The organism is Streptomyces sp. N35 (assembly GCF_016464295.1).
Classification (GTDB): Bacteria; Actinomycetota; Actinomycetes; order Streptomycetales; family Streptomycetaceae; genus Streptomyces.
Window position 1 is genome coordinate 18,985 of sequence record NZ_JAEIMH010000077.1, and the last position, 24,133, is coordinate 43,117.

At 71.1% G+C, this 24,133-nt stretch carries 18 protein-coding genes and 1 pseudogene; 13 read left to right on the forward strand and 6 right to left on the reverse strand.

Going from position 1 to position 24,133, the window contains the following annotated elements; genetic code table 11:
• Positions 1 to 103 precede the first annotated feature (103 nt).
• From JAO81_RS32305 to JAO81_RS32320, 4 genes are read right to left on the reverse strand one after another with little or no spacing between them, the layout of a single operon-like run.
• Complete coding sequence (locus JAO81_RS32305) at positions 104 to 1,468, reverse strand: GH1 family beta-glucosidase (RefSeq protein WP_199551525.1); 1,365 nt, start codon at positions 1,466 to 1,468, stop codon at positions 104 to 106.
• A 45-nt stretch (positions 1,469 to 1,513) separates the two neighbouring features.
• The gene (locus JAO81_RS32310; protein ID WP_199551526.1) at positions 1,514 to 2,377 is read right to left on the reverse strand and encodes a carbohydrate ABC transporter permease; all 864 of its coding nucleotides are present in this window, start codon (positions 2,375 to 2,377) and stop codon (positions 1,514 to 1,516) included.
• Positions 2,370 to 3,335 carry a sugar ABC transporter permease gene (locus JAO81_RS32315; protein WP_307813969.1) on the reverse strand — a complete coding sequence of 322 codons (966 nt, stop codon included), beginning with the start codon at positions 3,333 to 3,335 and terminating at the stop codon, positions 2,370 to 2,372. The genes JAO81_RS32310 and JAO81_RS32315 overlap by 8 nt, the downstream gene beginning before the upstream one ends.
• A 25-nt stretch (positions 3,336 to 3,360) precedes the next feature.
• Complete coding sequence (locus JAO81_RS32320; protein ID WP_199551527.1) at positions 3,361 to 4,680, reverse strand: ABC transporter substrate-binding protein; 1,320 nt, start codon at positions 4,678 to 4,680, stop codon at positions 3,361 to 3,363.
• A 183-nt stretch (positions 4,681 to 4,863) separates the two neighbouring features.
• Here JAO81_RS32320 and JAO81_RS32325 point away from each other — a divergent pair, with 183 nt between their 5' ends.
• The 4 genes from JAO81_RS32325 to JAO81_RS32340 all read left to right on the forward strand — a co-directional run bounded on the left by JAO81_RS32325 (position 4,864) and on the right by JAO81_RS32340 (position 8,659).
• Complete coding sequence (locus JAO81_RS32325) at positions 4,864 to 6,081, forward strand: ROK family transcriptional regulator (RefSeq protein WP_199551528.1); 1,218 nt, start codon at positions 4,864 to 4,866, stop codon at positions 6,079 to 6,081.
• A gap of 273 nt (positions 6,082 to 6,354) precedes the next feature.
• Positions 6,355 to 7,539 (forward strand): cytochrome P450, encoded by a 1,185-nt coding sequence (locus tag JAO81_RS32330; RefSeq protein WP_199551529.1) that lies wholly within the window; start codon positions 6,355 to 6,357, stop codon positions 7,537 to 7,539.
• Between the two features lie 165 nt (positions 7,540 to 7,704).
• Entirely contained in the window at positions 7,705 to 8,145 is a 441-nt protein-coding gene (locus JAO81_RS32335; protein WP_199551530.1) for a PaaI family thioesterase, read from the forward strand.
• Position 8,146: 1 nt separating this feature from the next.
• Positions 8,147 to 8,659, forward strand: coding sequence for a hypothetical protein (locus JAO81_RS32340; protein ID WP_199551531.1), 513 nt, complete (start codon positions 8,147 to 8,149; stop codon positions 8,657 to 8,659).
• Between the two features lie 147 nt (positions 8,660 to 8,806).
• On the opposite strand, the gene JAO81_RS32345 is transcribed toward JAO81_RS32340, so the two are convergent.
• Positions 8,807 to 9,805 (reverse strand): Gfo/Idh/MocA family oxidoreductase, encoded by a 999-nt coding sequence (locus tag JAO81_RS32345; protein ID WP_199551532.1) that lies wholly within the window; start codon positions 9,803 to 9,805, stop codon positions 8,807 to 8,809.
• Between the two features lie 100 nt (positions 9,806 to 9,905).
• Between JAO81_RS32345 and JAO81_RS32350 the strand changes: the two genes are divergently transcribed.
• From JAO81_RS32350 to JAO81_RS32370, 5 genes are all read left to right on the forward strand, one after another.
• On the forward strand, positions 9,906 to 10,688 hold the full coding sequence (locus JAO81_RS32350) for a GntR family transcriptional regulator (RefSeq protein ID WP_307813963.1): 783 nt from the start codon (positions 9,906 to 9,908) through the stop codon (positions 10,686 to 10,688).
• Positions 10,689 to 10,827: 139 nt separating this feature from the next.
• A complete protein-coding gene (locus JAO81_RS32355) occupies positions 10,828 to 11,823 on the forward strand; it encodes a substrate-binding domain-containing protein (RefSeq protein WP_199551534.1) in 996 nt (331 codons plus the stop codon).
• Between the two features lie 158 nt (positions 11,824 to 11,981).
• Positions 11,982 to 12,989 (forward strand): sugar ABC transporter substrate-binding protein, encoded by a 1,008-nt coding sequence (locus tag JAO81_RS32360; protein ID WP_199551535.1) that lies wholly within the window; start codon positions 11,982 to 11,984, stop codon positions 12,987 to 12,989.
• 28 nt (positions 12,990 to 13,017) lie between these two features.
• The gene (locus tag JAO81_RS32365) at positions 13,018 to 14,049 is read left to right on the forward strand and encodes an ABC transporter permease (protein WP_199551536.1); all 1,032 of its coding nucleotides are present in this window, start codon (positions 13,018 to 13,020) and stop codon (positions 14,047 to 14,049) included.
• Positions 14,046 to 14,903, forward strand: a complete 858-nt coding sequence (locus JAO81_RS32370; RefSeq protein WP_199551537.1) for an ATP-binding cassette domain-containing protein — start codon at positions 14,046 to 14,048, stop codon at positions 14,901 to 14,903. Before JAO81_RS32365 ends, JAO81_RS32370 begins: the two co-directional genes overlap by 4 nt.
• Positions 14,904 to 15,130: 227 nt before the next feature.
• Here the strand turns inward: JAO81_RS32370 and JAO81_RS32375 are convergent, their stop codons facing one another.
• The gene (locus tag JAO81_RS32375; RefSeq protein WP_199551542.1) at positions 15,131 to 15,544 is read right to left on the reverse strand and encodes a CoA-binding protein; all 414 of its coding nucleotides are present in this window, start codon (positions 15,542 to 15,544) and stop codon (positions 15,131 to 15,133) included.
• Between the two features lie 288 nt (positions 15,545 to 15,832).
• Between JAO81_RS32375 and JAO81_RS32380 the strand changes: the two are divergent.
• The 4 genes and pseudogenes from JAO81_RS32380 to JAO81_RS32395 form a co-directional block, all read left to right on the forward strand.
• A pseudogene (locus JAO81_RS32380) lies at positions 15,833 to 16,960 on the forward strand (ROK family glucokinase); the annotation flags it as partial.
• Positions 16,961 to 17,089: 129 nt separating this feature from the next.
• Positions 17,090 to 17,671, forward strand: a complete 582-nt coding sequence (locus tag JAO81_RS32385; RefSeq protein WP_199551538.1) for a sugar kinase — start codon at positions 17,090 to 17,092, stop codon at positions 17,669 to 17,671.
• Between the two features lie 179 nt (positions 17,672 to 17,850).
• Positions 17,851 to 20,682: a DEAD/DEAH box helicase gene (locus JAO81_RS32390; protein WP_199551539.1), complete on the forward strand. Its 2,832-nt coding sequence runs from the start codon at positions 17,851 to 17,853 to the stop codon at positions 20,680 to 20,682.
• 1,376 nt (positions 20,683 to 22,058) lie between these two features.
• On the forward strand, positions 22,059 to 23,966 hold the full coding sequence (locus JAO81_RS32395; RefSeq protein ID WP_233416237.1) for an SWIM zinc finger family protein: 1,908 nt from the start codon (positions 22,059 to 22,061) through the stop codon (positions 23,964 to 23,966).
• Positions 23,967 to 24,133 lie beyond the last annotated feature (167 nt).

The window sequence follows — 24,133 nt, forward strand, 5'->3', positions numbered from 1 at the left end:
GGGGCGGGGGGGGGGGGGGGGGGGGGGGGGGGGGGGGGGGGGCGGGCGGGGGCAGGGGGGGGCCGCCCCTCCGCCCCGTACGGCGGCGGCCCACCCGCTCGGTTCACGCCGCCTTGCGGCCGCGTGCCCGATGCCCCGCGATCAGCTCCGCGTACCGCCGCCCGCTGCCCTTGACGGTGCGCCGCTGCGTCGCGTAGTCGACGTGGACGAGTCCGAAGCGCTTGTCGTAGCCGTACGCCCACTCGAAGTTGTCGAGCAGCGACCACGCGAAGTACCCGGCCAGCGGCGCACCGCCCGCGACCGCGCGGGCGCAGGCCGCGAGGTGTTCCTCCAGGTACCGGGTGCGCTCGGGGTCGAGCACGCTTCCGTCGGGGCCCGGGGTGTCCACGTACGCGGAACCGTTCTCCGTGACGTACAGCTGCCGTGGTGCGTATTCGCGCGTGACCCGCAGCAGGATGTCCTCCAGGCTCTGGGCGTGGACCTCCCAGTCCATGGACGTGGTGGGGGCGCCCTCGACCGGTACCTGCCGCGCGAACGGGGCGGGTCCTGTGGGGTCGTCCTCCACGACCTGGCGGAAGTAGAAGTTCACGCCCAGCCAGTCGAGCGGGGCGGCGATCAGCTCCAAGTCGCCGTCCTCGACCGGGAGTTCGATCCCGTAGACATCCAGCATGTCCTGCGGGTAGCCACGTCCGAAGACCGGGTCGAGCCACCAGCGGTTGGTGTGGCCGTCCGCGCGCCGGGCCGCCGCGATGTCCTCGGGGCGGTCGGAGGCCGGGACGATCGGGCTGAGGTTGTTCACGATGCCCACCCGCGCGCCGGGAACCGTCGCGCGCAGCGCCCGCGCCGCGAGGCCGTGGCCGAGGTGCAGATGGTACGAGGCGCGGACGGCCTGTTCGAGATCGGTCGCGCCGGGGGCCATCCGGCCCTCCAGATGGCCGATCCATGCCGAGCACAGCGGCTCGTTGAGCGTGCACCAGTCCTTGACCCGGTCGCCCAGCTTCTCGCCGAGCACGGCCGCGTACTCGGCGAACCGCTCGGCCGTGGCGCGCTCCGGCCAGCCGCCGCGGTCCTGCTGCCACTGCGGCAGGTCCCAGTGGTACAGGGTGAGATGGGGGGTGATGCCCGCCTCGCAGAGGCCGTCGACCAGCCGGTCGTAGAAGGCGAGCCCCTTGGCGTTCACCACACCGTCGGCGCCCGGTACGACGCGCGGCCAGGCGACCGAGAAGCGGTAGGCGTCCGTGCCGAGTTCCCGCATCAGGGCGAGGTCCTCGCGCCAGCGGTGGTAGTGGTCGCAGGCGACGTCGCCGTGGTCGTTCCCGTCGATCTTGCCCGGCGTATGGGAGAAGGTGTCCCAGATCGAAGGGGAGCGGCCGTCCTCGGCGACGGCGCCCTCGATCTGGTACGCCGAGGTGGCCGTACCCCAGACGAAGTCCGCGGGCAGGGGGCGAAGGTCGTCAGCCGAAGTCACGAAGTGCCTTTCGCGTAAGGAGGGTTGATATCGGGCGCGGGATCGTCACTTCACGGCCCCTGCCGTGAGACCGGCGACGAGATAGCGCTGGAGCAGCAGGAACCCGGCGACCACCGGCACGCTGACGACCAGCGAGGCGGCCATGACCTGGTTCCAGTAGACGTTGTTCTCGGTGGCGTACGCCTTGAGGCCGACCGAGAGGGTGCGGGTGGTCTCGTTGGTCATCACCGACGCGAAGAGCACCTCGCCCCACGCGGTCATGAAGGCGTACACGGCGACCGCGACGATCCCCGGGACGGAGGCCGGCACGACGACACGGAACAGCGCGCCCAGCGGACCGCAGCCGTCCACCATGGCGGCCTCGTCCAGGTCGCGCGGGATGGAGGAGAAGTACCCGATCAGCATCCAGATCGAGAACGGCAGCGAGAACGTCAGATACGTGAGGATCAGGCCGCCGCGCGAGCCGTACAGGGCGATGCCGGTCTGGTTGCCGATGTTCACGAAGATCAGGAACAGCGGCAGCAGGAAGAGGATCCCCGGGAACATCTGCGTGGACAGGATGGTGACCGTGAAGACCCGCTTGCCGCGGAACCGGTAGCGGCTCACCGCGTACGCGGCGAACACCGCGATCACCACCGAGCAGACGGTCGCCGCGCCCGCCACGATCAGGGAGTTCATGAAGTAGCGGGCCAGCGGCACCGTCTCCCAGATGTCGACGTACGGCCGCAGCGTGAAGCTGTCCGGGATCCAGGTCCACTCGCCGAGCGTGTCCTCGAGCGGCTTCACCGAGCCGGACAGCATCACGTACACCGGCAGCAGCGCGAACACGGTGAGCAGCGTCAGGACGATCCGCCGGGTCCAGACGAAGGACCGCGGGGGCGCCATGGGGCTCACAGACCGGTCAGGCATCGGCGCCCCTCCTTCCGCGTGAGGTGAACAGCAGATAGACGGCCGTCACGAGGAGCAGGAACAGCAGCAGGAGCACGGACATGGCCGATCCGGAGCCGAAGTTCCAGGTGATGAACGACGAGTCGTAGATATGGATCGAGACCAGGTCGGCGGCCTCCGGCGCGCCCTTGCCGAAGAGCAGGAACGGGGTGTTGAAGTCGTTGAAGGTCCACAGGAAGAGGACGAGGACCAGGACTTGGTTGACCGGTGCGAGCGAGGGCAGCGTGATCCGGCGGATCTGCTGCCAGATCCCGGCACCGTCGATCGCGGCGGCCTCGTACAGCTCCTTCGGGATGTTCTGCAGACCGGCCATCAGCATCAGGAAGGCGAACGGCCAGGTCTTCCAGACCGCCACGATCGTCAGCGCCCAGAAGCTGTTGTCGCCGATCAGCCAGAAGCTGTCGCCGCCGAGCACCGAGTTCACCAGACCGTTGTCCCGCTGGAACATGAACGCCCAGGTGATCACGGCCGCGTACGCCGGCAGGGCATACGGCGTCAGGAAGACCGCGCGCAGCACGCCGCGGCCACGGAAGTTCTCCTGCATCAGGATCGCGGCGCTCACGCCGAACAGCCAGGAGAAGCCGACGGCGAGGACCGTGAAGGTGCAGGTCACCCAGAAGGAATGGAGGAGGTCCGCGCCGATCGGTGCGTCGAAATCCACCGCGAGACGGAAGTTCTCCAGGCCCGCCCAGGGAGCGCTGCCCCAGTCGCGGATGTAGAACTGCGTGAGTTCTTTGAAGGCCATCACGATGCCGACGAGCATCGGCACCAGGTGGATGACCAGTTCGAGGACGAGCGCCGGGAGCAGCAGCAGATACGGCAGTCCACCGCGCCGTATCCGGTCGGGTATCCGCAGCCGGCGGCGGGGCGGACCCCCGGCGGGGGAGCTCGGAGCTTCCCCCGCCGCGGGCGCCTTGATGTCGAGCGAGGTCACGGCAGGGGCCTCAGCTCTTGGTCATCTGCTGCTCGGCCTTGCCGAGCGCGGCCTTCACGGACTCCGTGGTCACCGGCCGGCCCGCCGCCGCGTCGGCGAACAGGTCCTTGATGGCCGTCCCCACGACGGTCTCGAACTGCGACTCCTCGGGGACCTGCGGCAGCGGCGCCGCGCTGGTGCCGAGGACGTCACGGAGCACCGAGGTGTCCGGCTTGCCGAAGGCCGCGTCCTGCTGAGCGGCCTTGACCGGCGGGATCGAGCCGTACGTGGAGTTGAGGATCTTCTGCTCCTCGTCCGAGGTCATGAACTTCACGAAGTCCAGGGCGCCGTCGAGGTTGTCGGTGTTCTTGAAGACCGAGATGTTGATCCCGGCCACCATCGAGTTGATCTGCTTGCCCTGGCCGGGCGCGCCCGACTGCACCGGCACCGGAGCGACGCCGTACTCGCTCTCGTCCATGCCCTGCGACTTGAAGGTGGACGCGGCGGCCTGCCACAGGACCATCGCCGCCTTGCCCTTGGAGAAGTCGCTCAGCGACTGGTTCTGGGCGTACTCGGCGGCGCTCTTGGTGGTGATCTTGTCCTTGGCCATGAAGTCCACCCACTGCTTCACCCCCGCGACCGCGCCGTCCGAGGTGAAGTCGGGCTTGCCGTCCGCCGTGAAGAAGTCGGCGCCGTGCTGCTTGGCCAGGACGAAGGCCTGGTGGATGTGGTTGGAGAGATTGCTGCCTTCAAGAGCAAGACCGTAGGTGTCGCCCTTGGTGACCTTCTTGCCCGCCTCGACCAGCTCGTCCCAGGTGGCCGGGGGCTTCTCTATCCCCGCGTCCTTGAAGATCTTCTTGTTGTAATAGAGCGCGTACGACAGGGAGTAGAGCGGCACCGCCGCCGGGTCCTTGCCCTCCGCGCCGGCCGCCGCGACCGCCGACTCGGTGAAGCGGTCCCGGCCGCCGATCTTGTCGAAGCTCTTCGCGTCCCACGGCAGCAGTGCACCGGTCGCCTGCAGCGAGGCCGACCAGGTGTTGCCGATGTTCAGGACGTCCGGGCCCTGGCCCGAACTGGTCGCTGCCAGGATGCGGTTGAGGAGATCGGACCACGGGATGACCTCGAGTTCGACGTCGATCCCGGACTCCTTCTCGAACTTCGCGATCTCCTTGGTGAGGATCTTCTTGTCGGCCTCGATGCTCGGCCCCTGGTTCGAGGCCCAGTACGTGAGCTTCTTCGGGGCTTTGTTGCTGCCTTCGTCGTTGGTCGCCGTACCGCCGCCGCACGCAGCGGCGGTCGCGGTCAGGGCGATGACGAGGGCGGTGGCTGCGGCGGCTCGCATTGTGCGCATGAGGGCCCCTCTCCAGGGGGTGGCCCCGTTCAACTCATGAACGGGCGTCACGGCTAAATTCAAGGCGTGAGTTAAGTAGTAAGAGAAGGGGGCGTCAAGAGCTCGCGCACGAGTTGACCAGCACGTTATGGTCACGGTCGTAGGGGAGTTGAGCCCCTGTCCGCGGTGGCGAGGGGAGCGACGATGGCGGAACCACACCGGCGCACGGTGCGTGACCTGCGGCGCAGCAACCGCTCGACCGTGCTGACCAAGCTGTACTTCGAGGGCCCGCTCAGCCGGCAGGAGCTCGGTCCGCTCACCGGCCTCAGCTCCGGCTCGATCAGCAATGTCGCGGGCGAACTGATCGCGGACGGCCTGGTCGAGGACGCGGGCTCCGTGGACTCGGACGGCGGACGGCCGCGCACGCTCCTGCGGGTCGCGCCCGGCAGCGGACATCTCGTGGGCGTGGACGTCGGTGAGACGCGGGTACGCGTGGAACTCTTCGACCTGACGCTGACCGAACTCGCCCGCGCCGACCTGCCGTTGCCGCCCGACGGGCATGACGTCGAGCGGGTGGTGCGGCTCATCGGCGCGGGCCTGCGGCAGGTGATGGAGCAGGTGCCGCCTTCGACTCTTCTGCTCGGCATCGGCGTGGGCGTCCCCGGCATCGTGGACTCCGGTGCGGTCGTGCACGGCCAGACGATCGGCTGGGACGCGGTGCCGCTCGGTTCGCTGCTGCGTGCGGCGGGTCAACTCCCGCCGGACATACCGCTGTTCATCGACAACGGCGCCAAGACCCTGGGCCGTGCCGAGATGTGGTTCGGTGCGGGCCGCGGCGCGCGCAACGCCGTGGTCACCCTGATCGGCTCGGGCGTCGGCGCGTGCGTGATCGCCGACGGAGTCCCGTACCAGGGGGCGAGCAGCAGTGCGGGGGAGTGGGGGCACACCGTCCTGCAGGTGGTGGGCGGACGGTCCTGCCGGTGCGGCTCGCGCGGCTGTCTCGAGGCGTACGTGGGCGCCGAAGCGCTCCTGGAGCGGTGGTGCGAGCGGGGCGGCACCTGGTCGGCGCCGGACGAAGAGGGAGCCCTCGCCGAGCTGTTGGCCGCCGCCGACACGGGCGAGCTGCTCGAGGAGACGGCCGAGTACCTGGGCGCGGGGATCGCCGACCTCGTCAACCTCTTCAACCCGGAACGCATCGTGGTCGGTGGCTGGGCGGGCCTGCTGCTCGGGCCCCGGCTGCTGCCGGCGGTCCGCGCGGCGGCGGCCTCGTACGCGCTGCGGCATCCCTTCGCGGGGACATCGCTCGTGCTCGGGCAGCTGGGGCCGGACGCGGTGACGGTGGGGGCGGCGACCCTGCCGCTGGCCCGGTTCCTGGAGACCGGGGGGTCGGTGCGGGGGAAGGTGGCGTCGGGGGCGGGGTGAGTGGGGGGCGGGGTGCCGCCGGAGCCGGGTGAGGTGGCCGGGTGAGGTGGTTGCATGGTGGTGGCCGGGCGAGGGGCCGTATTACGTGGCGGGACGAGGCGGCCGTATGGCGTGGCCGGCCGGGGTGACCGTATGACGTGGCCGTATGACGTGGCCGTATGGCGTGGCGCTGGACGACACGGCGGGTGATCGTTCAGGGAACGGGTCCGGGCTGCTGTCCGTTTAGCCTCGTGTGGCAAGGATCTCGGGGCCGACCGCAGGGAGAACCGTTTCATGGCGGAGATCGTCGATCTGGGCACCTATGGCGAGCAGTTCACCAAGGATCCGTATCCCGTCTACGCGGAGCTCCGCAGCCGCGGCCCCGCTCATTTCGTACGGCTCGCCCCGCCGTACCAAGAGGCGTACGTCTGGCTGATCGTCGGCTACGAGGAGGCGCGCGCCGCGCTCAACGACCCCCGCCTGGCCAAGAACCCGTCGGTGATCGGCGGCGCGGGACTCGACGGCGACCTGATCGGCACCCATCTGCTCCTCGCCGATCCGCCCCAGCACACCCGGCTGCGCAAGCTGGTGGCGCGGGAGTTCACCGCCCGCCGGGTCGAGGCGCTCGCGCCGCGCGTCCAGGCGATCACCGATCAGCTCCTCGACGCGATGGGTTCGTGGGGGCGGGCGAACCTGATCGACACCTTCGCCTTCCCGCTGCCCCTCACCGTGATCTGCGAACTCCTCGGCGTACCCGCCATGGACCGCGAGGCCTTCCGCGCGATGTCCAACGAGGTGGTCGCACCCACCGGAGTGGAGGCGGAAGCGGCAGCCGTCGCCCAACTCGCCGCGTACCTGAACGAGTTGATCGAGGACAAGCGCTGCAGTGCCCCCGCCGACGACCTGCTCGGCGCCCTGATCCGCACCACGGCCGAGGACGGCGACCAGCTCTCCGCGGACGAGCTGCGCGCGATGGCCTTCCTGCTGCTGATCGCCGGCCATGAGACCACGGTCAATCTGATCGGCAACGCGGTGCACGCGCTGCTCACCCGGCCCGGGGAACTCGACGCCGTACGGGCCGACTTCGGCCGTCTCGACGCGGTGATCGAGGAGACCCTGAGGCACGAGGGTCCGGTGGAGAACGCCACGTTCCGCTTCACCGCCGAACCCGTCACGATCGGCGAGGTCGCCATCCCGCAGGGACACGCCGTCCTGGTCTCGCTCGCGGCGGCCGGCCACGATCCCGCCCGCTTCCCCGACCCCGACCGCTTCGACCCGGACCGCTCCACGCAGGGGCATCTGGCCTTCGGCCACGGCATCCACTTCTGCATGGGCGCACCGCTCGCCCGGCTCGAGGCCCGGATCGCTCTGCGCAGCCTCCTGGAGCGCTGCCCGGACCTCTCGCTCGACGGGACGCCGGGGCCGTGGCTGCCCGGGATGCTGGTCCGGGGGGTGCGAAAACTCCCGGTGAAGTGGTGAAATGCGGCCGCAGCCCCTGGCGCCGCAGCTCCTGGCGCCGCAGTCCCTGGGGCCGCAGCTCCTGGCGCCGCAGTCCCTGGGGCCGCAGTCCCTGGGGCCGCAGCTCCTGGCGTCGCAGTCCCCAGCACGGCAGCCCCAAGCACCGCAGCCCGGGAGGAAGCCCCGATGAGCACGACGCCGGATCGCATGCCGGAGTTCGACCTCGCCGTCGCCGAACAGGTCCTGGAGGCCCAGCCGTTCAGCCGCCTCCTCAAGACCCGTATCACCGCCTTCGGTGACGGCGCGGCGGTGCTCGAACTGGACATCCGCGAGGAGCTCGCTCAGCAGAACGGGTTCCTGCACGGCGGCGTGCTCGCCTACGCGGCCGACAACTCCCTGACCTTCGCGGCCGGTTCGGCCCTCGGGCCCTCCGTGCTCACCGCGGGGTTCTCCATCCAGTACCTGCGGCCGGCCCGCGGCCGCACCCTGCTCGCCCGCGCCGAGGTCGTGCACGCGGGCCGCCGTCAGGCGGTGGCCCGCTGCGACCTGGTGTGCGTCGACGACGACGGCACGGAGACGCTGTGCGCGGTGGCGCAAGGAACGGTCCTCAACACCGCGGGCAGCTGACGTGCAGCGCCAACTGGAGATATCGGCCGAACTGACCGCCCGCCTCGGCGGCGGTGAGGGCTTCCACCACGTCCACTGGCGCTCCCAGCTCGAACTCGCCCTCGACTGCTTCGTCTGCGAACGCACCGGCCGTACGACCGTCCTCGAACTCGGCGCGGAACGGGCCCTGTGCTCGGGCAGCACCAGCAGCGGATTCCCCAGCCACTACACGGCGGCCCGCATCGCGGCCTTCGACGTCACCTCGGGCGACGACCGCCTCGCGCTGCGCGCCGTGGTCAGCTTCTGGTGGGCTCCCTTCACCGACGCCCGTACGGGCCTGCGCGGCGCGGCCCCCACCCTCCGGCCCTGGGTCCGCCTCCACCTCGGTTACAACTGCCCCGACGAGGAGGCCAATGACCCCCACCACTTCACCACTCAGACCAACGCCGTCCGCCCGAGCAGCGAATCCTGCACCCACTGCACCCGCCCGGTGGCCACGAGCACCCGAGCACCGACGATCCGGCTGATGGACTGAGGTTTCGGCGATGCGGCTGATGGACTGAGGGTCCAGCCGATCGCGCTGAAGAGTCCGTGGACAGAAACGTGGACAGAAGCGTGGACAGAAACGCTGCCGCCACCCGCACGCTGCCCTCAGCGGACCTCTGCCACCCGCACGCTCCCCTCAGCGGACCTCCGCCACCCGCACCGCCCGCCCCTGCCGACGGGACACCTCGCAGGCCTCCGCCACCCGGAGTGCGGCCAAGGCCTCCTGGCCGTCGCAGGGGTTGGGGTGTTCGCCGAGGATCACTGAGACGAACGCGGCCAGTTCGGCCTCGTATGCGGGGGCGAAGCGTTCCAGGAAGCCGGGCCAGGGCTTGGTGGCGGCGGGTGGGCCCTGGGGTTCCGTCGATGCGATGGGCGTGCGGTCGTCCAAACCGGCCGCGATCTGGTCGAGTTCGCCGGCCAGCTCCATACGGACGTCATAGCCCGCACCGTTCAGGCGCGTCGCCGTGGCCGTCGCCACCACACCGTCCGACAAGGTCAGCACCGCCGCAGCCGTGGAGACATCGCCCGCCTCGCGGAACATGGGCGGACCCGCGTCCGACCCCGTCGCGTACACCGTCTCGACCTCGCGGCCCGTCACCCAGCGGAGCATGTCGAAGTCGTGGATCAGACAGTCGCGGTACAGGCCGCCGGACAGGGGCAGGTACTCGGGCGGCGGGGGAGCGGGGTCCGAGGTGATCACCCGTACGGTGTGCAGCCGGCCGAGTCGACCGGAAGCCACGGCCTCCCGCGCGGCCGCGTACCCCGCGTCGAAGCGCCGCTGGAAGCCGATCTGCAGCACCGTGCCCGCCGCCTCCACCTCCGCGAGCGCTGCCAGCGTGCCCGGCAGATCGAGCGCTATGGGCTTCTCGCAGAACACCGGCAGGCCGGCCCGCGCGGCCTGTTCGATCAGCGTGGCGTGGGCCGAGGTGGCCGCCGTGATCACCAGTGCGTCGACGCCCCACGTGAAGACCTCACGTACGCCTGGCGCCGCCGTCTGGCCGAGACGCTGGGCGAGTTCGGCGGCCCGCGCGGGGTCCGTGTCCGCGATCAGCAGCGAGCCCACATCGCGGTGGCGGCTGAGCGCGGCGGCATGGAAAGAGCCGATCCGGCCGGCTCCGATGAGTCCGATACGCATGGCCCTAACGTGGCAGGCCCGCCAAGCCCTGTCCATCGTTTGTCAGGACAATCGAACCTCACCACTTCCTGCCGACCGGACACGGGACTACGCTCGCCCCGTGTCCAAGCCAGCAGGGCAAGTCGAGGGGAGAACGGCGGGCAACGCCTCGCTGCAGCTCGGTGTCGACCGCAGCAGCCCCGTCCCGCTGTACTACCAGCTGTCCCGGCAGCTGGAGGAGGCCATCGAACAGGGCAAGCTCGCCCCCGGCAGCCTGCTCGGCAACGAGATCGACCTCGCGGGACGCCTCGGTCTGTCCCGCCCCACCGTGCGCCAGGCCATCCAGTCCCTCGTGGACAAAGGGCTGCTCGTACGGCGCCGCGGCGTCGGCACCCAGGTCGTGCACAGCCAGGTGAAGCGACCGCTCGAACTCTCCAGCCTGTACGACGACCTGGAGACGGCGGGCCAGCGCCCCGCCACCCATGTCCTGCACAACACCGTCGAACCCGCCTCCGCCGAGGTCGCCGCCATGCTCGGGCTCGCCGAGGGCGCGGACGTCCACCGCATCGAGCGGCTGCGGCTCGCGCACGACGAGCCCATGGCGTATCTGCGCAATCATCTGCCCGTCGGGCTGCTGCCGTTGGAGACCGCGGACCTGGAGGCCACCGGCCTGTACAAGCTGATGCGCAACGCGAGCGTCACCCTGCACAGCGCCCGCCAGTCCGTCGGCGCCCGGGCTGCCACCGCCGAGGAGGCCGCGCGGCTCTCCGAGTCCGAGGGCGCGCCGGTGCTCACCATGGCCCGGACCACCTTCGACGACATGGGCCGCGCGGTCGAGTACGGCTCGCACATCTACCGTGCCTCGCGCTACTCCTTCGAGTTCCAGCTCCTCGTACGCAGCTGATACGCCACCGGCTCGGCGCGCCCGAACCGACTGCGTAACGAAGTCCGAATGTTCTGACAAACGCATTGACGGGGCTCAGTACCGCGACTAAAACACGTCCAGCCGCATCCCGGCGGCCGTGAGAAGAGGTGGGCCCACCATGCGTACACGCCGCACAGCAGCAGGCATAGCCGCCTTCGCGGCGGCCGCCGTCCTCGTGGCCGGGTGCAGCAGTTCCGGGGGCAAGGACTCCGAGGACAAGCCGGAGGAGGGCGGCGGGGGCAAGGTCTCCGGGCCGAAGCTGACGATCGGCATGGTCACGCACTCCGGCAAGGGCGACGCCTTCTGGGACATCGTCCAAAAGGGCGCCCAGGCGGCCGCGGACAAGGACAACGTCGAGTTCCTGTACGCGAGCGACGACCAGGCACAGGGGCAGGCCCAGCACGTCCAGTCGTACATCGACAAGAAGGTCGACGGCATCATCGTCACGCTCGCCAAGCCCGATGCGATGAAGGACGTGCTCGGCAAGGCGAAGGCCGCCGGCATCCCGGTGATCACCATCAACTCCGGCGGCCAGTTCTCGAAGGAGTACGGGGCGCTCAACCACATCGGCCAGGACGAGTCCGTGGCCGGTGAGGCCGTCGGCGCCGAGCTGGACACGGGGGGCCGGAAGAAGGCCCTGTGCGTGATCCACGAGCAGGGCAACGTCTCCCTGGAAGAGCGTTGCGCGGGCGTCAAGAAGGCCTTCGGCGGCGACACCGAGAACATCAACGTCCCCGGCACCGACATGCCCCAGACGCAGTCGCAGATCGCCGCCAAGCTGCAGGCCACCGAGGGCATCGACGCGATCGTCACCCTGAACGCGGGAATCGCCGAGGCCGCGATCAAGGCCAAGGGCGACGCCGGCAGCAAGGCCCAGGTCTCCACCTTCGACCTGAACGAGGCCGTCACCCAGCAGATGAAGGCCAAGGAGATCACCTTCGCCGTCGACCAGCAGCCCTACCTGCAGGGATACCTCGCGGTGGACGGCCTGTGGCTCTACAAGAACAACCTCAACGTCATCGGCGGCGGACAGCAGGTCCTCACCGGTCCGGCCATCGTCACCGAGAAGGATGTCCCGCAGCTTGAGAAGCTGGCCAAGAACGGCACGCGGTGACCGCTGCGGCCGTTGGGCCTGTCCGCTCGACCGTATGGCCGAGTGGCTGCCTGGTACCTGACCGGCGACCTAGATCGCCGGTCAGTAATACTGGGGCGTTCGCGACCGCATACGCGGTGGCGGCGCACCGAGCAAGGCAGCAAGAAGGGCACGGCTTCGTGGCAAGCGTTCGGACCTGGGTGGGCATCGCGATGGCGGCGGTGCTCGGAGCAACGATCACCGGGTGCAGCAGCACGGGCGGCAAGCGCGCCGAGGACGCCCGCAAGGCCTCGGCCGAGGCGCAGGGCAAGGCCGCGGTGAACACGCCCAAGTGGACCTTCGCCATGGTCACCCACTCGGGCGACGGCGACAGCTTCTGGGACATCGTGCAGAACGGCGCCCGGCAGGCCGCGGTCAAGGACAACATCAACTTCCTGTACGCCCACAACGACCAGGCACAGGACCAGGCGCAGCTCGTCCAGTCGTATATCGACAAGAAGGTCGACGGGCTGATCGTCACGCTCGCCAAGCCGGACGCCATGAAGGGCGTCATGGCCAACGCGAAGAAGGCCGGCATCCCCGTGATCACGGTGAACTCCGGCTCCGCCGAGTCCAAGGAGTTCGGTGCGCTGAGCCATATCGGCCAGGACGAGGAGATCGCCGGCGAGGCCGTCGGCGAGGAGCTCAACGCGCGCGGCAAGAAGCAGGCCCTGTGCGTGCTGCACGAGCAGGGCAACGTCGGCCACGAGCAGCGCTGCGCCGGCGTCAAGAAGACCTTCAAGGGCAAGCTCGAGAACCTCTACGTCGACGGCACCAACATGCCCGACGTCCAGTCCGGCATCGGCGCCAAGCTCCAGGCCGACACGGACATCGACACCGTCGTCACGCTGGGCGCGCCCTTCGCCGACGCCGCCGTCAAGGCCAAGGCGGACGCCGGCAGCGACGCCGAGGTGGACACTTTCGACCTCAACGAGGACGTCGCCCGGGGCCTGCAGGAGAAGACGTACGGCTTCGCGGTCGACCAGCAGCCGTATCTGCAGGGCTACGAGGCCGTCGACCTGCTCTGGCTCTACCGCTACAACCTCAACGTCCTCGGCGGTGGCCGGCCCGTCCTGACGGGGCCGCAGATCATCACGGACAAGGACGCGGGCGCGCTGCTCGAATACACGGAGCGGGGGACTCGATGAGCATCGGTTACGTGGAGCGGGGGACCCGATGACCACAGCGACCGTGGACGAACGGCTCCTGCGGACCTCCCTGTGGCGCAAGCTGCTCGCCCGGCCCGAGCTGGGCGCGGTCATGGGCGCCGTCGCCGTCTTCCTCTTCTTCTCGTTCGCGGCGGACAGCTTCCTGCGGATGTCGTCGCTCAGCACCGTCCTGTACGCGGCCTCCACGCTCGGCATCATGGCGGTGCCGGTGGCGCTGCTCATGATCGGCGGCGAATTCGACCTCTCCGCGGGCGTCCTCGTCACCTCCTCGGCGCTGGCGTCCTCGATGATCAGCTACCAGCTGACGGCCAACGTCTGGGTCGGCGTCTTCGTCTCGCTCCTGGTCACGCTCGCCATCGGCATCTTCAACGGCTTCATGCTGACCCGGACGAAACTGCCCAGCTTCATCGTCACGCTCGGCACGTTCCTGATGCTGACGGGCCTGAACCTCGGCCTGACCAAGGCCATCAGCGGCACCGTGCAGACCAAGTCGATCGCCGACATGGAGGGCTTCTCCTCCGCGCGCAGGGTCTTCGCCTCCGAGATCTCCCTCGGCGGCGTGAACTTCAAGATCACGATCCTGTGGTGGCTCGCCCTGGTCGCGCTCGCCACGTGGATCCTGCTGCGCACCCGCTGGGGCAACTGGATCTTCGCGGTCGGCGGCAACGGCGACGCGGCCCGCGCCGTCGGCGTCCCCGTCACCAAGACCCGTATCGGCCTCTACATGGCCGTCGCGTTCGGCGCCTGGATCTCCGGCCAGCATCTGCTCTTCTCCTTCTCCCGGGTGCAGTCCGGCGAAGGCGTCGGCAACGAGCTGATCTACATCGTCGCGGCCGTCATCGGCGGCTGTCTGATCACCGGTGGATACGGCTCCGCGATCGGGTCGGCGTTCGGAGCGCTGATCTTCGGCATGGTCAGCAAGGGCATCGTGTTCGCCGAGTGGAACGCCGACTGGTACAAGTTCTTCCTCGGCGCGATGCTCCTGCTCGCCACCCTGCTCAACCACTGGGTACGCAAGCGTGCGGAGGCCACGAAATGACCGACGCTTCCCCGACGTCCGCCGAGGCTCCTGCGACGGGCGAGGCGCTGGTCTCGCTCGAGGACGTCAGCAAGTACTACGGCAACATCCGCGCGCTCGAAGGCGTCACGCTGGAGGCGCACGCGGGTGAGGTCACCTGTGTGCTCGGTGACAACGGCGCCGGCAAGTCCACGCTGATCAAGATCATTGCGGGGCTGCACCAGCACGACGCGGGCACCTTCCGCATCGAGGGCGAGGAAGTCCGTCTCACCAAGCCCCGAGAGGCCCTGGACCGCGGGATCGCCACGGTCTACCAGGACCTGGCGGTCGTCCCGCTGATGCCGGTCTGGCGGAACTTCTTCCTCGGCTCGGAGCCGACCAAGGGCGCGGGCCCGTTCAAGCGCATGGACGTCGACCTCATGCGCCGCACCACGCGCGAGGAACTCCTGCGCATGGGCATCGACCTGCGCGACGTCGACCAGCCCATCGGCACGCTCTCCGGCGGTGAGCGCCAGTGTGTGGCCATCGCGCGGGCCGTGTACTTCGGCGCGAAGGTCCTGGTCCTCGACGAGCCGACGGCGGCGCTCGGCGTCAAGCAGTCCGGCGTCGTCCTCAAGTACGTGGCGGCCGCACGTGATGCGGGCCTCGGCGTGGTCCTCATCACGCACAACCCGCACCACGCGTACCTGGTCGGCGACCGGTTCGTCCTGCTCAAGCGCGGCACGATGGCGGGCAGCTTCCTGAAGGCCGACATCGAGCTCGACGAGCTGACGCGCCAGATGGCGGGCGGCTCGGAGCTGGAGGAACTCAGCCACGAGCTGGAGCGGGCACCGGAGCCGCTGCATCTGGGCGGGGAGCCGACGGACAAGGCCTGAGGGTCGGATATGTCCTGAGGGCTGCATGTGGCGTGAGTGCCGGACGTGTCCGGTGGGCCGCACGTGGCCTGGGACCCGGACATGTCCTGATGGTGGGCCTCGGACCGGATCCCGCGGCGTGCGGGCCCCGGCCGAGGCGGGGGAGCGGGTGGGCCGTCAGCCTGGCCCCAGTCGGGGGAGCGGGTGGCCGGTCGGCCCAGACCCGGTCGGGGGGAGCCGGTTGGCCGTCAGCCCAGGCCCAGTCGGGGGATCTCGCGCCCGGGGGAGCGGTCCATCACCATCAGCAGGCCGGCTTCACGCGTCCTGTCGTAGGCGGCCTCGTCGATGACGTCCAGCTGGAACCAGACCGCCTTCGCGCCGATCGCCACCGCCTGGTCCGCGATGTCTCCGGCGAGCGCGGAGTTGACGAACACGTCGACGACATCGACGGCGAAGGGGATCTCCGTGAGCGAGGCGTAGCCCTGCTCGCCCTCCACCGTCTCCGCCTTGGGGTGCACGGGCACCACCCGCTTTCCGAGGCGTCGCAGCTTCGCGGCCACACGGTAGGCGGCCCGTTCGGGGTTGTCGGACAGGCCCACCACGGCCCAGGTGTCTCCGGCGCCGGTGAGAATCCGCTCGATGGTGGCGTCATCGCCGTACAGGGGGACTGTCGCGTCTGCTGGCATACGCAGAAGCTAGCCAGACTGAATACTGTATGCAATACCTCGTCGTCAGATCGCCGGCAGCCCACGTCCCCGTCATCGGCGGGCTTCGGGCGCTCCTCGGCCCGGCGCGGGCACCGTCCGCGACACCACCGGATCGGCCAAGCCCCAGCTCAAGTGGCTTACCCATCCCTGGGGCGACACCCGGCCCAGGGCAAGCCCCTCGCGGCACCCCACCGCACGGGCCGAACCGTCCCGCCGCCGCCGAGCCCCATAGAATCGCCAGCGATGAGCACCTACCGCGACTTGACGCACCGAGGCTCCGCGCGAGCAACCCTCCGCACCGTCGGCACGCGCGAACGCCGCTCACATCTCACCGCACCCCGGGTGCCGACCGTCGGCATCGACATCGGCGGTACGAAGGTGATGGCCGGCGTGGTGGACGCGGACGGAGTCATCCTGGAGAAGCTCCGCACGGAGACCCCGGACAAGTCCAAGAGCCCCAAGGTCGTCGAGGACACCATCTGCGAGCTGGTGCTCGACCTCTCCGACCGGCACGACGTGCACGCCGTCGGCATCGGCGCCGCCGGCTGGGTCGACGCGGACCGCAACCGCGTCCTGTTCGCCCCGCACCTCGCCTGGCGCAACGAGCCCCTGCGCGAAGCCCTGGAATCCCGGCTCGCCGTCCCGGTCCTCGTCGACAACGACGCCAACACCGCCGCCTGGGCCGAGTGGCGCTTCGGCGCCGGCCAGGGCGAGGACAACCTCGTCATGATCACGCTCGGCACCGGCATCGGCGGCGCCATGCTGGAGGGCGGGCAGGTCAAGCGCGGCAAGTTCGGCGTCGCCGGCGAGTTCGGCCATATGCAGGTCGTCCCCGGCGGCCACCGCTGCCCCTGCGGCAACCGCGGCTGCTGGGAGCAGTACAGCTCGGGCAACGCGCTGGTCCGCGAGGCCCGAGAACTGGCAGCGGCCGATTCCCCCGTCGCGTACAACATCATCGAACGCGTCCAGGGCCAGGTCTCCGACATCACCGGACCCCTGATCACCCAGCTCGCCCGCGAGGGTGACGCGATGTGCGTGGAGCTCCTCCAGGACATCGGCCAGTGGCTCGGCGTCGGCATCGCCAACCTCGCCGCCGCCCTCGACCCCTCCTGCTTCGTCATCGGCGGCGGTGTCAGCGCGGCCGACGACCTCCTGATCGTGCCCGCCCGCGACGCGTTCCGCCGCCAGCTCACCGGCCGCGGCTACCGTCCGGAGGCCCGTATCGCCAAAGCACAGCTCGGACCCGAGGCCGGCATGGTCGGCGCGGCCGATCTGGCCCGCCTGGTCGCACGCCGCTTCCGCCGCGCCAAGCGCCGCCGCGTAGAGCGCCACGAACGCTACGAGCGGTACGCCCAGGCGATCCGCAACGGCCGTATCCCGCCGCTCGACACCAAGTTCGACACCAAGGCGGAGAGCTCGGCGGACACCCGGGTCGGCGGACCCGGAACCGCCGGCGACTCCAGCACCAGCGACTCCAGCACCACGCAAGGAAACCCGTAGATGCCGTCCGTGCCCCGCCAGTCCCCGCCGCCGGACGAGCCGCCGCGCCGGCCCGAGGAGGACCGCCGGCATATGATCCGGCGCCGCTGGATCACCGCGATCATCATCGTCCTCCTGATCGGTGTGCCGGCCGTGTATCTCGCGATCTCCGCGGGCCAGAGCCGGGACAGCGGCCGTGACAAGGAGGCGAAGTACTCCGCGACCGGGCTGACGGCGGGCTGGCCCTCGCGGGTGCAGCGGCGGATCTACGAAGTACCGGTCCCGCCGAAGTCCGGGAAGGTCGCGTACTACGAGACCAACAACTGGCGCACCAGCCGGCTCTACGTCCAGTTCCAGACGACCGAGGCCGGTCTGGCCGGGTTCCTGAAGGGCATCGGCCAGTCCACCGACGACCTCGAACCGGGCAAGATCACCATCAATGCCCGCGACCAGCGCGTCGTGGGCTGGGAGTTCACCGGCGCGGGCCCCTGGTCGGGCCTGACCCACAAGCAGAGCAATCCCCGGCCGACCCAGGACGTCACGGTGAACACCGCCGATCCGACGCGGCCGATGGTGTACGTGGTGTCGAGGGCGACTCCGTAGGATCGCTGCTCCGTCGGCCGGCGAGCGGCTTGAATCGCCCCCGACCTGCGCAGACACCCGATTGTCAGTCCCGCTCCGTAAAGTCGTCGGCAGCTGACCGGACCGCGGTCGGCGCGACCGCGGCTGACCGCACCCCGTCGGTGCGACGGCAAGGGACAGGACAGGAGGTGCGACCCGCCATGAGCCATGCCGAGCTCGCCCGCCTCGCGCCCGTCTTCCTCTCCGCACCCCTGCCCCGCGACGGCCGCCTCGCGTTCTGGTCACCGGACGACACCCCCCTGCCCACCGGAATCGGCCGGATCACGGAGCTCGACGTCGTCCGCAGACGAGGCGCCGTCGTCCGCACGGTCGCGGTGCCGGCCGTCACGCTCGAGGTCGAGCAGGCACTGCCGGCGCTGTTGCACGCCCGCGGCGCACCCCGGGCCCATCCGGCGGCCGCATGCTGGGGCGCGGCCGCCGCCTTCGCCCTGCACCTCGTCGCGCGCGGCCGGCTGCTCCCCGGTCTCACCGGCGAGGATCTCGACGCCTGGCGTGCGGGACCGCTCGAAGCGGATGACATCCGCTATCTGCGCGCGGTCGCCGAGGCGTTGCCGTACGAAGGCCATGCGAGCCCGCTGCCCGACAGCAAACCGCTCCAGCTCCCGGCCCCCGAAGCCTTGATCCGCTCCTTCCTGGACGCGGTCGCCGACACCCTGCCCCGTACCCCCGCCGCCGCGCACGCGGTCGGGGCGCCGTTCGCCGCCCGCGCTCCGCAGCGGCTGCCCCAGGCGCGGGACTGGGCGGCGGAGGCCGCTGCCGGGATGGACACCGGGGTGCGGATCTCGCTCCGGCTCGATCTCAGCGGATACCACCTGTTCGACCGTGCCGAGGACGAGCGCGGCCAGGGCGCCGCTGCGATCGTCCAGGTGCACAGCCTCGCCGACCCCACCCTGGTGATCGACGCGGCGGCTCTGTGGGCGGGGGAGGGCGATGCGGTGTTCGGGCCGCGCGCCCGCGTCGACGCGGCGCTCGCTCTGCGCCGTGCCGCCCGCGTCTGGCCACCCCTCGAACGGCTCACGGAACGGGACACCCCTGACGTACTGTCCCTGACCGAGGAGGAGTTGTACGACCTGCTCGGCGTCGCGGCCGCCCGCCTCACCGCCGCCGGAGTCGGGGTGCACTGGCCGCGCGACCTCGCCCAGGACCTCTCCGCGGCCGCGATCGTCCGTCCGGCGCCGGGGTCGGCCACGGACGGCACCGGATTCTTCGAGGCCGAGCAACTCCTCGAATTCCGCTGGCAGTTGGCGCTCGGCGGCGACGCGCTCAGCGAGGCCGAGATGGATGTCCTTGCCGAGTCGCACCGTCCGGTCGTCCGGCTGCGCGACCAGTGGGTGCTTGTCGATCCCGCGCTCGTACGCAAGGCGCGCAAGCGGGAGTTGGGGCTGCTCGACCCGGTGGACGCCCTGTCGGTGGCGCTCACGGGAGAGGCCGAGGTCGACGGCGAGCCGGTCGAGGCGGTGCCTGTCGGCGCGCTGGCGGCCCTGCGGGAACGGCTGACCGGCGCGCTGGTTCCGGCCGCACCGCCGCAGGGGCTGCGGGCGACCCTGCGCGACTACCAGCTCCGCGGTCTCGCCTGGCTGGATCAGATGACCTCGCTCGGCCTCGGCGGCTGTCTGGCTGACGACATGGGCCTCGGCAAGACCGTCACCCTGATCGCACTGCACCTCAAGCGCGCCCGCAGTGAGCCGACCCTGGTCGTCTGCCCGGCGTCGCTGCTCGGCAACTGGCAGCGTGAGATCGAGAAGTTCGCCCCCGGCGTCCCGGTCCGCCGCTTCCACGGCACGGATCGCACCCTCGACGACCTCGACGGCGGCTTCGTCCTGACCACGTACGGCACGATGCGCTCCGCGGCGCCGCGGCTCGCCCAGCAGCCCTGGGGCATGGTCGTCGCAGACGAGGCGCAGCACGTGAAGAACCCGATGTCCGCGACGGCCAAGGCGCTGCGCACCATTCCGGCGCCCGCGCGTGTGGCCCTCACCGGCACCCCAGTGGAGAACAACCTCTCCGAACTGTGGGCCCTCCTCGACTGGACGACCCCCGGCCTGCTCGGCCCGCTCAAGGCCTTCAGGTCCCGGCACGCACGCGCCGTCGAGGGCGGTGAACACCCGGATGCAGCCGAGCGGTTGGCGCGTCTGGTCAGGCCGTTCCTGCTGCGCCGCAAGAAGTCCGACCCGGGCATCGTGCCCGAGCTGCCCCCGAAGACCGAGACGGACCACCCGGTGCCGCTGACCCGCGAACAGGCCGCGCTGTACGAGGCGGTGGTCCGTGAGTCCATGGCCGTGATCGAGGCGGCCGAGGGGATCGCCCGCCGCGGCCTGGTCCTCAAGCTGCTCGGCGCGCTGAAGCAGATCTGCAACCATCCGGCGCAGTACCTGAAGGAAGGCAGCGCCGCGGCGGGCGCGGGGCGCGGCGGCGCGGAGGTCCGCGGCGTGCGCCTCGAAGGCCGCTCCGGCAAACTCGCCCTGCTCGACGAGCTGGTGGACACCATCCTGTCGGAGGACGGTTCGGTGCTCGTCTTCACGCAGTACGTGGGGATGGCACGGCTCATCGCCGCCCATCTGGCCACCCGGGCGGTGCCGGTCGAGGTGCTGCACGGGGGGACGCCGATCGCGGAGCGCGAGAAGCTCGTCGACCGCTTCCAGGCCGGTGCGACGCCGGTGCTCGTGCTGTCGCTGAAGGCTGCGGGCACGGGCCTGAATCTGACCAGGGCCGGCCATGTCGTGCACTTCGACCGCTGGTGGAATCCGGCGGTGGAGGAACAGGCCACCGACCGCGCGTACCGTATCGGCCAGACCCAGCCGGTCCAGGTCCACCGGCTGATCACCGAGGGCACGGTGGAGGACCGTATCGCGGAGATGCTCGCCGCGAAGCGGGAGTTGGCCGAGGCGATCCTGGGTTCGGGGGAGTCCGCCCTGACCGAGCTCACGGACCGCGACCTGGCCGACCTGGTGTCGCTGCGGAGGTCGTCATGAGCGGGTCACCCAAGGGCAGCCCGGCGGACCGGGCACGCGAGGCGCTTCGGGCAGCGCGGGCGGCTCGGGTGGAGGGGGCGGCTCGGGCGGCTCGGGTGGAGAGTGAGGAGCGGGCGGGGGCGGGTGCCGGCGTCGGTTCGGGTGCTGGCGTCGGTTCGGAGTCGGGTTCGGGTACGGAGCCTGGCTTGGGGTCGGGTTCGGGTTCGGGTGCCGAGTCTGGCTTGGGTGCGGGCTCCGAGGCTGGCTTGGGCGTTGGCTCGGGTTCGGGCTGCGAGTCCGGCTTGGGCTCGGGCGGCGGCTCGGATTTGGGCTGCGAGTCCGGCTTGGGCTCGGGTTTGGGCACAGGCTCTGGCTTGGGTTTGGGCACAGGCTCTGGCTTGGGTTCTGGGTCGGGCGTCGACTCCGACTCCGACTCCGTCTCCGGCTCGGGCTTGGCCTCGGGTGCCGACTCGGGTTTGGGATCCGGCGCAGGTTCGGGTTCGGGCGTCGGCTTGACCTCCGCCGACTCGGTGCAGGCCCCCGCGGTGTCAGGTGGCAACGGGAACGTGGTCGGTCCGGGGGCGGTGGACAGGGAGCCGGGCGCTCCGGCATCCACGGCGTCGACGGCGCCGACCCCGGTAGTGCCGGCCTCTGCTGAGGCGGACGCGTTTACGCGGGACGCGGACGGGGCTGCGCAGGACCAGGCGGATGGCGATACCCCGATGTCCGTTGACCCGGCTCGGAGTTCGTCGCCGGCGGGAAAGACCTCGCGCGACCAGGAGCAGCCGGGGTCTGCGGGCAGGGCGGGTGCGCCCGGTCGGGATCGACCGGCGGATGTCGCGCGGGCCGCCCTGCGTGCGGCCAGGGCTGCGTCGACGGTACGAGGCGCGAGCGCCCCCGGCTCAGCTGGAGTTGAGGGCGCGTCGGCGGAGGGGCAGGGGCGAGGAGACGGTACGGCCGGGGCGGCTGCCGGGGTGGCCGCCCCGCAGGGCAAGGCGGGAGTCGCGAGGGGCGAGGCGGGTGCCAGGGACGCCGGGGCGGGAGTCGCGAGGGGCGAGGCGGGTGCCAGGGACGCCGAGGCGGGAGTCGCGAAGGGCGAGGCGGGTGCCAGGGACGCCGAGGCGGGAGTCGCGAAGGGCGAGCCGGAAGGGCGAAAGACCGGGCACGAGGCGGACGAGGTGCGGGCTGCCTTGCGCGCGGCTCGGGCGCAGCAGGCCGTGGCGCGTCGGGAGGCTCGACAGACGCCCGGCTCGACGGCGCGGCCCGGTCGGCCCGCACCGCGCTCGCGTGGCCGACAAGCCGACGGCCAGGGCGAGTCGGGGCCGAGTCCCCGGCGGGATGCGGGCTCCAACGGCCCGCGTGGGGTGTCGGCGGATCTGACCCGCCTGCTGCAGAGCATGGGGCGCGGTGGGAGGGCGCAGGTCCCCGAGGCTGACGAGGGCGCCGACGCCCGAGCGGTGTCGCCCGCTGCGCCGGACGCATCCGCATCCGACCCCGCGCTGGGGGCGACTGAGGCAAGGCGCTCACGGGGAGCGCCCGCGCCCGACGCGACGGCTTCGCCGACGGAGTCCCCGTCTGCCGCCGGTTCGGGTGCGTCCGTGCCCTCCGAGGGGCTCGGCTTGTCCTCGCCCACTGGCGCAGCGGTTTCGCCGAAGCGGTCCACGCCTGGTGGCGGCTTGGGTGCGTCCGTGTCCTCTGAAGAGCTCGGCTCGTCCGCGCTCACGGGCGCGATGGTTTCGTCGACGAGCTCCCCGTCTGCCGGCGGCTCGGGTACATCCGTGTCCTCCGAGGAGCTCGGCTTGTCCTCGCCCACTGGCGCAGCGGTTTCGCCGAAGCGGTCCACGCCTGGTGGTGGCTCGGGTACATCCGTGTCCTCCGAGGAGCTCGGCTCGTCCTCGCCAACCGGCGCAGTGGCTTTGCCGGCGGAGGCCACGCCTGGCGGTGGGTCGGGTGCGTCCGTGTCCTCCGAGGGGCTCGGCTCGTCCGTGTCCGCCGGGTTTACGGACCCCACCGCGAACGGCGAACGTCACCCCACCTCGAAGGGCGACCGTCACCCCAGCCCGTACAAGTCCACCCGTTCGCAAGCCGTCCAAGATCTTCGCCGTACCTTCTCCGCGTTGCCCCAACGGCCCACCACTGAAGGGTACTTCGCGGAGACCTGGTGGGGGAACGCGTGGGTGCGGGCGCTGGAAGAGGTGGCCGCCGACCCGGCGCGGCTCAAGCGCGGGCGGGGGTACGCGGATCAGGGGCACGTCGAGTCGATCACCGTCACGCCCGGCAATGTGCTCGCCTACGTGCAGGGCAGCCGGCAGCGCCCGTACCGCACGCGGATCCGGCTGCGGACGCTGGACGACGCGGACTGGGAGCGTTTCCTCGACGCCGCCGCCGACCACCCGGGCCACCTCGCCGCCCTGCTCGACAAGGAGCTGCCGCAGGGGCTCGCAGACCTCGGCGTCGACCTTCTGCCGGGCCCCGGGGACCTCCAACCCGACTGTTCCTGCCCGGACTTCGGCCATCCCTGCAAGCACGCCGCCGCGCTGTGTTATCAGGCGGCCCGGCTGCTCGACGCCGACCCGTTCGTGCTGCTGCTGCTCCGCGGCCGAGGCGAGCACTGGCTGCTCGACACTCTCGCGCGCCGCAACGCCCACCGCGCGGCCCGCGCGGAATCGGCCACGCCGCCGATGCCCGGCGTACGGGCGGCTCACGCTCTGGAACCTCGCCGGCTGCCCGCCCCGCCGCCGCCCCTGCCGAGGCCCGTACAGCCGGGCCCGCCGCCCGCGTATCCGGCCGCTCCCGGAGGCCCGGACCCGCTGGCTCTGGACCAGTTGGCGACCGACGCGGCCGCCCGGGCCCACGCGCTCCTGGGCACCGGCGAAGACCCCCTCGCTGAACTGACGCTCTGGCAGGACGCGGTACGCATCGCCGCCTCCCAGCCCGGCTCAGGACTCACCGGTGCGACCCGGGCGCTCTATGCCCAACTGGCCGCGGCGGCGGACCGTTCGCCGACGGATCTGGCCCGTGCGGCCGCCGCCTGGCGCCAGGGCGGCGCGGAGGGTCTGGCCGTCCTGGAGGAGTCCTGGAACCCGCCGGCCGGACCCTTCGATCAGGCGCGCCCGGCGCTGCTCGCAGCGGAACACCCACCGTTCCGCCCCTGGCGCAACCACCTCACGCACCCGGACGGCCACCTCCAACTCCGCTACGGACGCGACGGTTACTGGTACCCGTACGAATCCGAACCCGGCCGCGAGGACTGGTGGCCCCGGGGCACGAGAGACCTGGACCCGGTGGGGGCGCTGACCGGGTAGGCGTATTCGTGGCTGCGGTCCGGCGGGAGCGCGTGAGGGCTGCGGCAGGCGCCTTCCGCCCGGCCGCGCACCTGCGATCCGGCAGCACGCACCTGCGGTCCGGCAGCACGCACCTGCGGTCCGGCCGTACGCTCCGGCCGCCCGGCCGCCCGGCCGCCCGGCCGCCC

What these genes read in the sequence shown, in the direction of transcription:
- JAO81_RS32310 (WP_199551526.1), bottom strand. Translation starts at nt 2,377, where the DNA reads ATGCCTGACCGGTCTGTGAGCCCCATGGCGCCCCCGCGGTCCTTCGTC.
- JAO81_RS32320 (WP_199551527.1), bottom strand. Translation starts at nt 4,680, where the DNA reads ATGCGCACAATGCGAGCCGCCGCAGCCACCGCCCTCGTCATCGCCCTG.
- JAO81_RS32325 (WP_199551528.1), top strand. Translation starts at nt 4,864, where the DNA reads ATGGCGGAACCACACCGGCGCACGGTGCGTGACCTGCGGCGCAGCAAC.
- JAO81_RS32330 (WP_199551529.1), top strand. Translation starts at nt 6,355, where the DNA reads ATGGCGGAGATCGTCGATCTGGGCACCTATGGCGAGCAGTTCACCAAG.
- JAO81_RS32335 (WP_199551530.1), top strand. Translation starts at nt 7,705, where the DNA reads ATGAGCACGACGCCGGATCGCATGCCGGAGTTCGACCTCGCCGTCGCC.
- JAO81_RS32345 (WP_199551532.1), bottom strand. Translation starts at nt 9,805, where the DNA reads ATGCGTATCGGACTCATCGGAGCCGGCCGGATCGGCTCTTTCCATGCC.
- JAO81_RS32355 (WP_199551534.1), top strand. Translation starts at nt 10,828, where the DNA reads ATGCGTACACGCCGCACAGCAGCAGGCATAGCCGCCTTCGCGGCGGCC.
- JAO81_RS32365 (WP_199551536.1), top strand. Translation starts at nt 13,018, where the DNA reads ATGACCACAGCGACCGTGGACGAACGGCTCCTGCGGACCTCCCTGTGG.
- JAO81_RS32370 (WP_199551537.1), top strand. Translation starts at nt 14,046, where the DNA reads ATGACCGACGCTTCCCCGACGTCCGCCGAGGCTCCTGCGACGGGCGAG.
- JAO81_RS32385 (WP_199551538.1), top strand. Translation starts at nt 17,090, where the DNA reads ATGCCGTCCGTGCCCCGCCAGTCCCCGCCGCCGGACGAGCCGCCGCGC.
- JAO81_RS32390 (WP_199551539.1), top strand. Translation starts at nt 17,851, where the DNA reads ATGAGCCATGCCGAGCTCGCCCGCCTCGCGCCCGTCTTCCTCTCCGCA.
- JAO81_RS32395 (WP_233416237.1), top strand. Translation starts at nt 22,059, where the DNA reads ATGGGGCGCGGTGGGAGGGCGCAGGTCCCCGAGGCTGACGAGGGCGCC.